This is a genomic window from Mixta hanseatica, from assembly GCF_023517775.1.
GTDB lineage: Bacteria > Pseudomonadota > Gammaproteobacteria > Enterobacterales > Enterobacteriaceae > Mixta > Mixta hanseatica.
The window spans coordinates 60,025-73,435 of record NZ_CP082905.1 but is presented as its reverse complement, the minus strand read 5'-3'; the positions used below and the strand labels follow the sequence as shown (position 1 = coordinate 73,435).

The following is a 13,411-nucleotide window of genomic DNA, read 5'->3' as shown; positions in this document are numbered from 1 at the left end:
CATGAAATTTCTGAAAGGCTTCCGCTTTGACCCGCTGAACGTGGTGGAGACGGTGGCGGGGATTCTGGGGGAGCGCGACACCACGAACGAAACGCGCCAGAAGCTGCAGGACATGGACTACCCGCACATCCGCGACCTGCTGCCCTATAAAGATTACGACAGCGAAAGTCAGATCTGGGTGAACAAGGAGTCGGTGGGCTTTGTGGTGGAATCACAGCCGCTGATCGGCGCCAACGAGAAGCTGGCGGAAAGCCTGGAGTACCTGCTTCGCGACGTGGCCCCGCGCGATATTCCGCTGCAGGTCATGCTGGTCTCCACCCGGGCAGTGAAAGAGCAGGTCGAGCAGGGCCTGAAAAATTTTGCCTGGAAGGGACACCGGGCGGACGAGTGCAACGACGTCACCGCCCGCTTTTTCCTGAACGGCGCGCGCTATACCTACAGCAACGGCCTGGATCATCCGCTGACCCTTCGCGACTACCGTCTGTTTTTTATCTGGGCGATGCCGGTGAAGCACCTGACCGAAACCGATATGATCCGCGTGCGCGACGTGCGACGTAACCTGCTGAACGCGCTCAACGCCGCCGACCTGTGGTCGTCGGCTATCGGCGTGGCGGAGTTCAGCAGCGTGCTGCGCGAGTTCTTCAACCACGACCCGGCGCGGCTTGATCGTTATGACTGCGAGTATGATCCGGCGGCCGACCTCAGCACCCAGTTCGTGGACCGCACCACGTCCTGGCGGGTAAAGCCCTCACATATCCGCATCGAGGGCAGTGATGCGAAAAACAGACCGTTTGCGGCGCGCATGGTGAACCTTAACCTGGACCGCAACCCGCAGGAGCATTACCTCTGGCAGAACGGCAACATCATTCAGGACCTGATGTCGCCAACCAACGGCATACCCTGCCCGTTTATCTGCACGATGGTGCTGACCACCGAGGAGCAGATGAAAAGCCAGGGCGAGGCGAACAGCCGCTTTCTGGCGCTGGACTCGCGCGTGAACACCAGTTACGCCAAGTACATCCCGTCCACCACGCGTCAGCACGCCGAGTGGAAAGATGCCCGTGCGCGGCTGCTGTCGAACCAGACCTCACTGACCAGCTACTTCTACGGTATCACGCTGTTCTGCCCGGATGACGACGATCTGACGTCGCGCTACACCGAAAAAACGCGCAACGCCTTCGCCGCGCAGGGGCTGCGCTTCGTGCGCGCCGATTTTATGCAGCTGCGCAACCTGCTGGCCACGCTGCCGTTTGCGATGGTGAACAAGAAGCTGCGCGACGACTGCCGCAAGACCGGCGGCATACAGCGATCGGAGTCGTTTCATGCGGTGAACCTGATGCCGGTTATCGGGGATAACAAGCTGTGCGCCTCGGGCATTCTTATTCCGAGCTATCGCAACCAGGTCGCGTTTATCGACGTGTTTGACGAGAGCCTGCCGAACACTAACTTCAACTGGTTTATGTCCGGTACCTCGGGCGCGGGCAAATCGGTGCTGGCCAACTCCATCGCGCGTTCAGTGCTGGACAAGGGCGGTACGGTGGCGGTGCAGGATATCGGTGACTCCTATAAAGCCGCCTGCAGCAGCCTCGGCGGCACCTATATTAACGGCGAAAACCTGCGTTTTAACCCGTTTGCGAACGTCACCGACATTACGCTTGCCGCCGAGCGCATCCGCGACCAGCTGTGCATTCTGGCAAGCCCCAACGGCCTGCTGGATGAGGTACATGAATCCATGATCCTGGAGGCCATTACCGAATCATGGCCGACGTATCAGCAGGACATGCGCATCGATCACGTCATTGACTACCTGAAGACGAGGCAGGCGGCCATCACCCGCGAACACTCTTCGCTGATTGGCGGGCGCATTGACGAAATCACCACGCTGCTCAGTAAGTACAGCACCAGAGGGATCTACGGCAGGTTCTTCAACTCATCCGAGCCAACGCTGAAGCCTGACCTGCAGTTCGTGGTCACCGAGCTGGGTGACCTGCGCAAGCAGCAGGACCTGCTGTCAGCGGTGCTGTTCAGCATCATGATCTGGAACGAGAACATGATGTACACCACGCCGCGCAGCATGCGCAAGATGAACATCATCGACGAGGGGTGGAAACTGCTCGGCGGGTCCAGTACCAAAATCAAGGACTTTATCGAGGAGGGCTACCGCACCGCCCGCCGCCACAACGGCTCATACGGTACGGTCACGCAGGCGATACGCGATAAAAACCTGTCCACGGCGGCGCTTGCGGCCTATGACAACAGCTCGTTCAAGTTCACCTGTATGCAGGACGCCAAGTCGTTCACCACCTTCCAGAAGGAGGAGCCGCATGCGTTTAACGAGCTGGAGTGGGAAATGATCCGCAAGTTTCCGCCGGCGAAAAAGGCGCGCTACAGCTCGTTTCTGCTGAGCGTCGGGGAATTTTCCAGCTTCCACCGCCTCATTCTCGATCCGCTGAGCGACGGACTGTTTTCCTCGAAAGGTGAAGACTTTACCTACCGCGAAAAACGACTGCGCGAGGGGGCGGACATCAAGGACATCCTGTTTGAGATGGCCGAGAACGATGCGCACAAGCGCGACATCATCAACATGCTGCGGGAGATGCAACTTTGAATACAAAACACCTTGTGGCGGGCTGCAGCCTGTCGGTTGTGCTGAGCGTGGGGGCGTGCGCGGCCGCCTGGTTTTTCTGGCTGAAGCCGCCCACGCTGGTTACGTTCGACATGAAGGGCACGACCAATGCGCTGATCCGCCAGAGCGCGAAGCTGGACCTCACCGACGAACAGCGAAGGGCGCTGCTGAGGCGCTTTGACCGCAGCGTCACCACCGCAACGGCGGAATACGCCACTGAACGCGGCGCGGCCATTCTGGTGAGCCCGGCTGTCGTTACCGGCCTGCCGGACGCCACGCCGGAGATTCAGGCGCGCCTGGCTGAGCTGATGAAAGCGACGCCGCAGCAATAACCCTGCCCGATCACCTCAACCGGGAGCCCCCCGATGAAACATGCAACTCCGCTGGCGCGCATTGCCGCCGGCGCGCTGCTCGCCACGCTGAGCCTGCACGCGGGCGCGGCTGAGCTCGGCACGTACGGCGATACCTGGGACATCCGCGAGCGCAACCTGATTGCCGTCCTGAAAGACAACCTGAAGCAGCACTTTGAGGGCCGGTCGCAGGCCGACATCGAGCGGGAGATGCAGCAAAAGGCTGAAGACGAGGCGATGCGCCCGCCACCGGTGCCGGGACTCACCACCGGGCGCGAGACGCACAGCCGCCTGTTTGACCCGTCGTTCACGGTGCAGCGCGACATCGCCGACCACAACGGCGTGGTGTTCGCGCATAAGGGGCAGAAGGTGAACCCCTTTGATGTCATCCCGGTGTTTGACGAGACGCTGTATTTCATCGACGCCGACGACGACCGGCAGATTACCTGGATGAAGCAGCAGGTGCCGCACACGACGACTTCTCGCATCATCCTGGTCAACGGCAACGTGCGCGACAGCGCTGAAGCGCTCGGCAGCCGGGTGTACTTCGACCAGACCGGCAGTATCACGAAAAAATTCGGCATCACGCAGGTACCTGCGGAAGTGAAGCAGGCACCGGGGCAAAAACTCTTCCTTATTACAGAATTCGGTCTTCCCGACCGCTAACGGAGCCAGACATGAAAAAGCACATCCTCGCCGCCGCCCTGATGCTGAGCCTGGCCGGCTACGCCACCGCTGACACTGCCGGGATCGCCGCTGCAGGTGCAGCCAGCACTTTCAGCGACGCGCAGAAGCAGCAGATTGGTGAGGTCGCGGCAGACTACCTGCGCGCGCACCCGGAAATCCTGATCGAAATGAGCCAGAAGTTGCAGGCACAGTCGCAGGAAAAACAGATGACCGCCGCCGCCGGCGCGGCGCTGGAAAATCAGGACGCCCTGCTGAATGACCCCACCTCGCCGGTGCTGCACCCGAAGGGCGATGTCGCGGTCATTCAGTTCTTTGACTACCAGTGCATCTACTGTGCGAAGGTCGCCCCGACCGTGGAGCAGTTCATCCGCCAGAACCCGGACGTGCGTTTCATCTATAAGGAGTGGCCGATTTTTGGCAGCCGCTGGCCCGCCTCGGTGCAGGCAGCGAAAGTTGGCCTGTCCGTTTATAAAGACGGCGGCGCCGACGCGTACCACCGCTACCATGCCGCGCTCTATGCCACCGGCCACAACGAAGGGAAGCTGCTGGATGAGGATATCCGCCAGGCGGCGGTGAAGGCAGGCGTGACCGCCACGCCGAAAGAAGAGGTTGAGGCAATGGGCGCCGCGCTGGAGAAAAATAACGCGCTTGCAAAACGCCTCGGCATTCAGGGCACGCCCGCTTTCTTCGTGATGCCGGTGAAGGGTGCCACCGCTGAGAATATCAGCGTTATCCCGGGGGCGACTGACCTGCAGGCGCTGCAGGCGGCAGTGGAAAAAGCGCGCGGCGCAGGGGGCTGACATGGTCTGGCGCACGCTTTTACTGGCGCTCGCGGTGTGGGGCTGCCAGCCGGCACAGGCCGCTGACAGCAGCGGCAATACCTCCCTGACCTGTGACGGGCGCTGGGTTAACCCCATCACCGACGTGTGCTGGGAGTGTCTGTTCCCGATGAGTATCGGCAGCGTGCAGGTGTCAGCCGGGTCGCTGCCGGATACCGAAAACCCGTCATCGCCCATTCAGTTCTGCCCGGCACCGCCACCCGTTTTTGAGCGTCCGGGCATCGCGATTGGTTTCTGGGAGCCGTTTGCGATGACGGACGTGACGCGCTCGCCGGGCTGCATGGTGAACATGGGCGGCTTTAACATCAATATCCCGAACACCGGCACAGGCACCGGCACGAAAACGGCGAATGAGCACCCGGGCACGTTCTATCACGTTCACTGGTACAAGTACCCGCTGATCTCCTGGCTCAACATCATTACCTCTGAGATGTGTATGCAGGGCGGGGAGTATGACATCGGCTACCTCTCGGAGCTGGACCCGACCTGGCAGAATGACAACCTGGCGCTGTTTCTGAACCCGGAGGTAATGCTGTTTGCCAACCCGATTGCGCAGATGGCCTGCGCGGCGGACGCGGTGGCGGCCGGGGTGAGCAAGCCAATTGATGCGCTGTTCTGGTGTGCCGGCTCGCACGGCTCAATGTACCCGTTTACCGGCAACATTGTGAACGAGTCCAGCGGGCTTAACAGCGGGGCGCTGCTCTCTGAGCGCATGGATTTCAAGCTGCACCGTGAGGGACTCATCCTCGATACCGTGCCCTATAACACGGCCGTCTGCTACGAGTACCCGTCTGCGATCATGCCGAAAAGCCGCTACCGCTATCAGATGGTGAACACCATCCCGGACGTGGCGGCGTGTCATCCGTTCGGGCGCAACGTGATGCTGTGGCAGACCGGCAAGGAAATGCCGAACAGCAAAAAGAACTACGGCTATCTCATCTGGAAAAAGCGCAACTGCGTCGTGCTTTAAGCGAGGACATATGAGGAAAACACGCAACACGCTGCTGCTTGTCGCCGGTCTTACGGCGGCGCTGGCCACACGGGCCGAAGACGCGCCGCAGGGCACACAGGTCGGTAGCACGGAAAACGAGACGGCCTACTTCCTGTCCGCCTCGGTGCCGGAAAAAGAGCTGGCCATCCTGATGAAGGCGGCCGAAGCGCGGGACATCCCGGTGTACTTCCGGGGACTGGTCGGCGACAGCATGGAGCAGACCGCGAAGTACATGATGTACATGGTCACCACCTACCGGGTTCGTGGCGTGCAGATTGACCCGGTTCGCTTTGACCGCTACGGCGTGAAGCAGGTCCCGGCGCTGGTGAAGAAGTGCGGCGAACACTTCGACATCGTGTACGGCAACGTGGCGCTGAACCAGGCGCTGGGCATGATCAATGAACGCGGTGATTGTCGTAACAAGTCCTGACTGATCCCACTGCCCGCTGCGGCGGGCCGTTTTCACCCCATTACCGGAAATCCAGATGAAAAAAGCAACCCGCACCCTGCTGCAGGGCCTGCTGCTGACCTGCCTGTCTGCCGGCGCACTGGCGGCGTCGATGGATGCCTCAAATCAGGAAGGCATCAACGCCGGCAGAGCCGCTGACGGCACAACCAGCGCCAACCCGAACAGTTATTTCGAGAATTACAGCGCAGACGCGCCGCAGCGCGCCCTGTACGGCGACCCGACACAGACGTCCACAAACATCGACGTGAAGGGACAGACGGAACTGAGTGAGTCCGACCTCGGACAAACCGCGCGCGAATCCTATGTGAACAACCCGGCGGACACGCTCAGCTATGACTCCGACATGATGAAGTACAGCGACGAAATCCGGGAAAACGCCAATGCCATTACCGGCGTGAACGGCAGCCAGTGCGTGGCCCAGGAGCTGAACAAAACCACGTACACCACACACCGTTGTGAAATGGCCAATAACCTGACACAGGCCTGTACACGTAAGGCAACCATCGTGACAACGGGGTCACGCGAGACGTACAGCACGAAACTGGTGCTGAATGCCGGCAGCGTAACCGGTAAACGGATGAGTGATGGCTGGGTGCAGTACGACGTCACAGTACCGGAAAGCGGCACCGTGAGCAGCGGGACATGGGAACTGTTATATCCGAGAAGCAGTAGCTGGCACGGCGATCGCCTTGATTATTCTTTCCAGGTCATGGGAAAAACGGTCCGCACAAAGATTAACAATTCCGGCACCTTCAGCATCACCTCTCAGCAGGTCGAGGCAGGTCAGGTTATCAGCATGCGGATACGCTACAACACCGACGGGCATTACGATGAGGGCCGGGAGGGAATGATACAGCTGATAACAAAGGGCTGGATTGTTCTGCGCATTACCCTGCCGATGGAGGCTGTCAGGGATACGGTTGTACCGACGCTTCAGTGGACCAGCAGCTGCCCGGCAGATATGGGGGATGCCGTGAAGATGAGTGAGGTCTGCAGCGACCCGGGCGGCACCCGCTCTGTGACCGTCGGCGGCAAGGCCTACAGTCTTTACAGCGACTGCTGGGGCTACACCACGCAGTGGAACATTTTTGAAGACGACACCAACACCTGTCAGGCGTACATCAACGATCCGAACTGCAGTGAGGGTACACGCACCTGTACCCAAAAAATCGGCAATCTTTGTGTTTACAGCAAACTGACTTACCAGTGCGCACACACCGTAAAGAGCACCGGCTACATCTGCGGCTCGGAGTTTTACTGCTCGGACGGCAGCTGCTCGGCGATGCAGGCGGGCCAGAACCAGAACTTTGAAGCCGCCGTGTCTCAGCTGGCTGCGCTCGCAGCGGCAGGTAAAGACTTCGCGGGCATGGACCCCAATTCGGTGACGGCCTTTACGGGCAAGGCAATGGCATGTCGCAAGAGCGCGGCCGGCTTCAGTAACTGCTGCAAAAGCGGGGGCTGGGGTCAGGACGTGGGACTTGCGCACTGCAATACCGAGGAAAAAGAGATTGGTACCGGCAAGGAGAAAAAGCTGGTCGTGAAGGTTGGCTCTTACTGCTCGAAAAAGGTGCTCGGGGTCTGCCTGCAGAAGAAAGAGGGCTACTGCGTCTTCGACAGCAAGCTCGCCCGCATTGTGCAGGAGCAGGGGCGCCGTGACCAGCTGGGTATCAGCTTCGGTTCTGGTGAAAGCCCGGACTGCCGGGGAATAAAAGTGGCTGAGCTGCAGGGCATTAAGTTTGACCACATCGATTTCAGCGATTTTTACGACGATCTCAACAGCAACATCAAACTGCCCGATCAGGATGCACTGAACCAGCGTATTACCTCTGACATCCGGAACAGCCTCAAATCAGGAGACTAAGCGTGAGAAAACTTATCGGCCTGACGCTGCTGCTTGCGGTACTTCCGCTGCACGCAGCAGAGGAAAAAAAGCCCGACGGCTACCACTACGACCCGGCCGTCGGCTGGTACTGGTACAACGAGCCGGTAAAGAAGGATGAGGACGAGCAGTCGCCCGCGCCGCCCCCCGCGCCGCCGCAGGAGACGCCCACGCAGAAGATGAAGCGCCTGCAGGCGTTTCGCGACAACCTGATGAACGAGGCGATGCTGCACCCCTCCACCGAGAACATCCGGCGTTACAAAATCGTGCAGGACTGGATGGTGAATCAGGCCAGCATGTTCGCCTCGCGCTGGGAGAAGGTACTGCTGGACAACCCGGAGCTCGACTACAGCCTGAAGCACCCTTTTTACAACGGCACCGCCAACATCCAGTACACCGAGCAGCGTCAGAAGCAGCAGGCGGCCATCCGCTACGTGAACCAGCGCTACGGCGTGTTTTTCTTCTACCGCGGCAACGAGCCACTGGATAACCGGCTCGGCGGGGTGGTGAAGGAGTTCAGCGAGCAGTACGGCCTGACCGTTATCCCCGTCACCGTCGACGGGCGCGCGAGCCCCGACCTGCCGGATACCCGGCAGAACAACGGGCAGGCGGAGAAGATGAAGATCGAACACTTCCCGGCCATTTACCTGGTCGAGCCGCGCACGAAGAAATACCAGCCGCTGGCGTACGGTTTCATCACCCAGGATGACCTGGCCAGGCGCATGCTCAACATCGTTACCGATTTCCAGCCCGAGGACTGAACCATGATTTCGAAACTCTTTGCCGTACTGCTGATGTTTACGCCGGTACTGGCGACGGCCAGCACGATTGACGACATTGCCCGCCTGGAGCAGGCGAAAGAGGGCGCGGACGCGCCGGCGGAAAGGCAGCCACAAAGAGAGGCGTCTGCAAATAAGGCGCAGGGCGCGCAGCAGCAAGCGCCCACGAAGCCGGTGTGGTATCACCTGAGCGACGGTCGCCGTGTGGATGTGGGGCACTGGCAGATCGTGCATTTTGTCCGATCTGACTGCCCCTACTGCCACCGTTTCAACCCGACCCTGAAGTCAGTGTCTGAGCAGACCGGCATCGGCGTGTTCGTCTACAGCTTTGACGGCAAGGGCGACGCGGTGTTCCCGAACGTTATGCCGGTAAACGACGCTATTCTGAAGGACTTCTTCGCCGAACTGCCACAGGCAACCCCCACCGACTTCATTATCAACACGCAGTCGCTGGTGACCATCCCGCTGTCACAGGGGGAAATGGGTGAGGATGCGCTGAAGCAGCGCCTGGATGAATCCTTTGCGCTGGCCGTGCGTCTGGGGGTGCTGTGATGAACAAATTTACGCTGAATGCCGGCATCGTGGCCGGTCTGCTGTTCTCCGCTGCGGCGAGTGCGGACGTGCAGAACGACATCAACAAGTTCTTTAACGAGATGGGCGGCGGCGGAGGCAACTACACGCAGGCGGCCGCGTGGCAGGGGCAGTCGGCGGGCTACCTTACCGGTGGCAACCTGTTTATTCGTACGCCGGTGCGCAATATTCAGCTGATTTCGGTGACGCTCCCGGACATCAAGTCGGGCTGCGGCGGCATCGACGCCTATCTGGGCTCGTTCAGCTTCATCAACAGCGACAGCATCAAAATCATGGGCAAGCAGATCCTCAGCAATGCTGCCGGTTACGCCTTTGACCTCGGGCTCGAAACCATCTGCCCGCAGTGCAAGGCGGTGAAGGACTACCTGCAGAAGCTTGCGGCGGACACCAACAACATGAATATTTCCACCTGTCAGGCCGCGCAGTCCATCGTCGGCGGCCTGTGGCCAAAGACGCAGGCGGCCAGCGCGCAAATCTGCCAGGACCTCGGCACCAAACACGATGTGTTTTCCGACTGGGCGGCGTCCCGTCAGGGCTGCGGTGTCGGTGGCGAAACCAACAGCGTGTTCAGCAAGGCGACTGACGAAGAGAAGAAGCGCATCCCGCGTAACCGCAACCTGACATGGGAAACGTTCACAAAACTGAACCAGTTCTTCAGCAACGACCGCGCACTCAAGGAATTCATTATGTCGATGGTTGGCACAGTGATTTATGACGCGAACGGTAACCCGACATTCCTGCAGCCGCGCGGGGGCAGCGAGTCGATGTTTAACACGCTGCTGAACGGCGGAACCGAGAAAATCTACCGCTGTAACGACAACACCACCTGTCTGTCGCCAACCATTGCGAATCTGACCCTGTCGGAAGACGAAGGCATGACCGGCCGGGTGCGTGACATGCTTAACGACATTTTTGATAAGGCCCGCAGCGATACGGCGCTGACCGAAAGCGAGAAGGCGCTCATCAGCAGCACCCGCGTGCGTATCCTGCGTTACACCATCGACTCGGCGTCGGTGGGCATGGATCAGAGCGTGGTCAGCAGCCTGGCGGAGTACATCGCGGCCGACATGGTGATGTCCTATATCAACGGGCTGATTGACGTGGCCGCCAGCGGCGCCGCCGGCACGCTCGATACCGAAGAAGAGAACAAGCATTTTCGCGAGAACCTGCGTCAGGTGCGTAACGAGCTGAGCCAGCGCGTCGCGCGCATTCAGGTGCAACAGAACGGACTGGCTGAGTACGATCGCAGCCTGTCCGAGACGCGCCAGCAGCTTTCTTCATCCGTCTCCGACAGCGTGCTGTCGAACTATCAATTCGGGAGTAACTGATGGCACTTGATATCTGGGTGGTGAGTTCCGGTGGCATGATCACGATGGGCCTTAACGCCGTGGCGACCATGATGGAAAACGGCGGCTGGCACAGCACAATCTGGGTGGCGGAGATGCTGGGCATCGCTTTTTGCGTAATGACCTATCTGCGCACGCATAACATGACCGCCATGTTCGGGTGGGGAATGACGTTCGTGCTGGTCACCGCGCTGTTGCTGACGCCAAAGGTCACCGTGGTGGTCAACGATCTGACCGCTCCGGATACTATAGGGCGGGTGGATAATGTGCCGGTAGGCCTGGCGATGCCGCTGTATCTTGTTACCGGCGCGGGCTATACGCTCACGACAGGCTATGAAGATATTTTTCACTTCCCGGATGAGCGGTCTTATACCAAAACCGGCATGCTGTTCGCCAGCAAGCTGATGCAGGACAGCTTTACTGTTCAGAGCCGTGACCCGGTGCTCACCTACAATATGGGGGAGTTTTCTAAAAATTGCGTTGTGCCGGACATCATGCTGAACCAAAAATACAGCATGCAGGATGTCATGGAGTCAGAGGACGTCGCGTCGCTGATATTTGAAAACCCGAGCCCGCTGCGCGGCGTCTACTGGCGTGATGGTACCGGCACCACATTCATGGTGTGCCGCGAGGCGGCACCGCGACTAAAAACCCTGCTGACGGCACAGGGAAACAACACCGGCGCAACCTTTATGGATCATGCAGCCAGAATGCTGCCGGGTAACCGGGCGCCGCAGACGGTCTATGCCGAGCAGCTGGCGGGTTCTTACGAATACTTTTTTGACAGCAGTAAGTCTGCGCAGACCATCATGATGCAGAACATCGCCGTCGCGGGCCTGCGGCGCGGGCTGAACAGCTACGTGAAGGGCATGAACGACACCGCCTCGATGGTGGACATTGCCTCCGAGCAGTCGCTGATGAAGCTCAGGCTGTCGCATGCGGTGAGCTACACCATCGCAACGGAGGTGCTGCCGCAGCTGCATACGGTATTGCTGCTGTTCTGCATCTGCATCTTCCCGGTGATGGTGCTGGCGCTGTACGTGCGGGAAATTGCCTGGTCGGTTATCAAGAACTACCTGAACTTTATGGGGAGCCTGATGCTCTGGCCGGTGATGTTCGCCATCTTTAACTTTGCCGTGAACTACAGCACGCAGAACAGCTTCCACGCCACGGGACCGACGCTGTCCAACATGAACCGCCTGATGGAAACCAGCACCACCACGGCAGGTATAGCAGGCTGGCTGATGCTCTCGATACCGTTCCTGGCATTCCGTCTTTTCACGGGGCTGGGCCAGGGCTTTGCGAGTCTCAGCTCCAGTCTGGGCAGCGCGCTCAGCAGCGCGTCTGCCGCAGATTCCGGCGCGGTGGCGTCCGGCAACATGAGCGTGGGTAACGTGCAGCTCGATAACATTAACGGGCACAAAACAGACCTGAACCGTGTATACCGCGAGGGCAATACCACGATGCAGCTGGGTAACGGGGCGATGCGCACCATGACGCAGGAGGGGCAGACGGTGTATGACGCATCAGGTGCAACCAGCCGGCTGCCGGTCGATCTGCACCTTGACCGCAATCTGGCAAGCGCAGCGCAGCGCTCGGTGCGTGACAGCATGGCACAGACCGAAATGGCGGCGCAGGGTTACAACCACTCGGTGCAGGAAACCGGCTCGCAGCTCAAACAGTTCCATGAGCAGTTCGGCAACAGCGACTCGAAAACGCTCTCAGCTTCAACCGGCTTAAGCGTGACCGATGCCGAGCGTGTGAACAAAATGCAGAATGTGGCGCAGGACTATGCGACCCGTAACCATATCTCCCTTAATGAGGCGTACTCTGAGCTTGAAAACAAATCGCGCGATCTGGCTGTTAATGGTGGCGCGCGCGTACAGGCTGGTGTTGATAGCAGCAAGCATCTGTTTGGAAAGGGTGCTGAACTCGTAACTGGTTTTTCAGGTAAAGCAGATGTGCATGCTGGGGTTGAGACAACGGGGCGAACAGGTTCAACATCACAGACTACTCAGGGAGGACAAAAAGGAAACGACAACTCCCAGACCATTTCTGCACGCGAATCGCAGGACTTCAGTCAGGGTATGGACGTGCTGCGTAACTACAGCACGACTTACAATGGACAGCACGTTGATAACAACGCGTCCGGCCTGATGAACCAGATTTCCTCTGGCATCACTACCTCTGACAGCAAATATGCGCAGTACACTGCCAGCCAGTCACATACGCATGAGCTGCAGAAGATGGCCTCTGAGACCGAAACGCTCAGCGCAGGCGCGCGCGACAACTACACGCAGCAGTTTGTGCAGTGGGCAATGCAGCGTTCGCCAGGTAATGCCGAAACCATTCTTACCAATACTTCAGATGAAAACGTTCAGAAACAGCGTGACGGTCTGGTTCAGGAGTTCTTTGCTGAGAAGCTTCAGGGGCGTATTGATGGTGATTATGCGCGCAACTCAGGAAGTACGGGAGAAGGTATGGGCGCACCGGCGAATACAGCAGGTACGCAGTTTGGTAGCGGATATAACAGCGCAAACCAGAGCATTAAAGCGGGTGTGGCCAAGAACAGCATTCGTACAGATGTGAGCGGAGAAGTTGAGGCCCAAAGTGCAGCCGTGAATAAAAGAGCGAGCCAAGCACAGACGGAACTGAATTCAGGTGAAGCTAAATCTCAGGCAGGAGTAAATGAAAGACAAGATGAATTTAGCCGAGCAGGTCAAAATTATCAGCGTGAAAAGACTGCAGCTGATAAAGCTCAAGGGAATTGGCTCCCAAAAGAAGCTAATGATATGCTCAATAAAAATGAGAAGACAAAAGAATTCCTTGATGAGCAAAAGAAAAAGCCGTAACC

11 protein-coding genes are annotated in these 13,411 nt (G+C 58.9%); all 11 read left to right on the top strand.

The features are described from left to right. Window position 1: 1 nt before the first annotated feature. From traC to traG, 11 genes are read left to right on the top strand one after another with little or no spacing between them, the layout of a single operon-like run. Window positions 2-2,608: a type IV secretion system protein TraC gene (gene traC, locus K6958_RS20690; RefSeq protein ID WP_249894782.1), complete on the top strand. Its 2,607-nt coding sequence runs from the start codon at window positions 2-4 to the stop codon at window positions 2,606-2,608. Next, window positions 2,605-2,958 carry a TrbI F-type domain-containing protein gene (locus K6958_RS20685; protein WP_249894781.1) on the top strand — a complete coding sequence of 118 codons (354 nt, stop codon included), beginning with the start codon at window positions 2,605-2,607 and terminating at the stop codon, window positions 2,956-2,958. The genes traC and K6958_RS20685 overlap by 4 nt, the downstream gene beginning before the upstream one ends. 33 nt (window positions 2,959-2,991) lie before the next feature. Beyond that, a complete protein-coding gene (gene traW / locus K6958_RS20680; protein ID WP_249894780.1) occupies window positions 2,992-3,642 on the top strand; it encodes a type-F conjugative transfer system protein TraW in 651 nt (216 codons plus the stop codon). Between the two features lie 11 nt (window positions 3,643-3,653). Continuing rightward, window positions 3,654-4,463, top strand: coding sequence for a DsbA family protein (locus tag K6958_RS20675; RefSeq protein WP_249894779.1), 810 nt, complete (start codon window positions 3,654-3,656; stop codon window positions 4,461-4,463). 1 nt (window position 4,464) lies between these two features. Continuing rightward, window positions 4,465-5,472 carry a conjugal transfer pilus assembly protein TraU gene (gene traU, locus K6958_RS20670; protein ID WP_249894778.1) on the top strand — a complete coding sequence of 336 codons (1,008 nt, stop codon included), beginning with the start codon at window positions 4,465-4,467 and terminating at the stop codon, window positions 5,470-5,472. A 10-nt stretch (window positions 5,473-5,482) separates the two neighbouring features. Beyond that, window positions 5,483-5,923 carry a type-F conjugative transfer system pilin assembly protein TrbC gene (trbC, locus tag K6958_RS20665; protein WP_249894777.1) on the top strand — a complete coding sequence of 147 codons (441 nt, stop codon included), beginning with the start codon at window positions 5,483-5,485 and terminating at the stop codon, window positions 5,921-5,923. A 55-nt stretch (window positions 5,924-5,978) separates the two neighbouring features. Then, window positions 5,979-7,823, top strand: coding sequence for a type-F conjugative transfer system mating-pair stabilization protein TraN (gene traN / locus K6958_RS20660; protein ID WP_249894776.1), 1,845 nt, complete (start codon window positions 5,979-5,981; stop codon window positions 7,821-7,823). A gap of 2 nt (window positions 7,824-7,825) precedes the next feature. Next, complete coding sequence (gene traF / locus K6958_RS20655) at window positions 7,826-8,602, top strand: type-F conjugative transfer system pilin assembly protein TraF (protein ID WP_249894775.1); 777 nt, start codon at window positions 7,826-7,828, stop codon at window positions 8,600-8,602. A 3-nt stretch (window positions 8,603-8,605) separates the two neighbouring features. Beyond that, window positions 8,606-9,172: a type-F conjugative transfer system pilin assembly thiol-disulfide isomerase TrbB gene (gene trbB / locus K6958_RS20650; RefSeq protein WP_249894774.1), complete on the top strand. Its 567-nt coding sequence runs from the start codon at window positions 8,606-8,608 to the stop codon at window positions 9,170-9,172. Beyond that, window positions 9,172-10,539, top strand: coding sequence for a conjugal transfer protein TraH (locus K6958_RS20645; RefSeq protein WP_249894773.1), 1,368 nt, complete (start codon window positions 9,172-9,174; stop codon window positions 10,537-10,539). Before trbB ends, K6958_RS20645 begins: the two co-directional genes overlap by 1 nt. Further along, on the top strand, window positions 10,539-13,409 hold the full coding sequence (gene traG / locus K6958_RS20640) for a conjugal transfer mating-pair stabilization protein TraG (RefSeq protein WP_249894772.1): 2,871 nt from the start codon (window positions 10,539-10,541) through the stop codon (window positions 13,407-13,409). The genes K6958_RS20645 and traG overlap by 1 nt, the downstream gene beginning before the upstream one ends. Window positions 13,410-13,411: the final 2 nt, after the last annotated feature.

What these genes read in the sequence shown, in the direction of transcription:
- traC (WP_249894782.1), top strand. Translation starts at nt 2, where the DNA reads ATGAAATTTCTGAAAGGCTTCCGCTTTGACCCGCTGAACGTGGTGGAG.
- traW (WP_249894780.1), top strand. Translation starts at nt 2,992, where the DNA reads ATGAAACATGCAACTCCGCTGGCGCGCATTGCCGCCGGCGCGCTGCTC.
- K6958_RS20675 (WP_249894779.1), top strand. Translation starts at nt 3,654, where the DNA reads ATGAAAAAGCACATCCTCGCCGCCGCCCTGATGCTGAGCCTGGCCGGC.
- traU (WP_249894778.1), top strand. Translation starts at nt 4,465, where the DNA reads ATGGTCTGGCGCACGCTTTTACTGGCGCTCGCGGTGTGGGGCTGCCAG.
- trbC (WP_249894777.1), top strand. Translation starts at nt 5,483, where the DNA reads ATGAGGAAAACACGCAACACGCTGCTGCTTGTCGCCGGTCTTACGGCG.
- traN (WP_249894776.1), top strand. Translation starts at nt 5,979, where the DNA reads ATGAAAAAAGCAACCCGCACCCTGCTGCAGGGCCTGCTGCTGACCTGC.
- trbB (WP_249894774.1), top strand. Translation starts at nt 8,606, where the DNA reads ATGATTTCGAAACTCTTTGCCGTACTGCTGATGTTTACGCCGGTACTG.
- K6958_RS20645 (WP_249894773.1), top strand. Translation starts at nt 9,172, where the DNA reads ATGAACAAATTTACGCTGAATGCCGGCATCGTGGCCGGTCTGCTGTTC.
- traG (WP_249894772.1), top strand. Translation starts at nt 10,539, where the DNA reads ATGGCACTTGATATCTGGGTGGTGAGTTCCGGTGGCATGATCACGATG.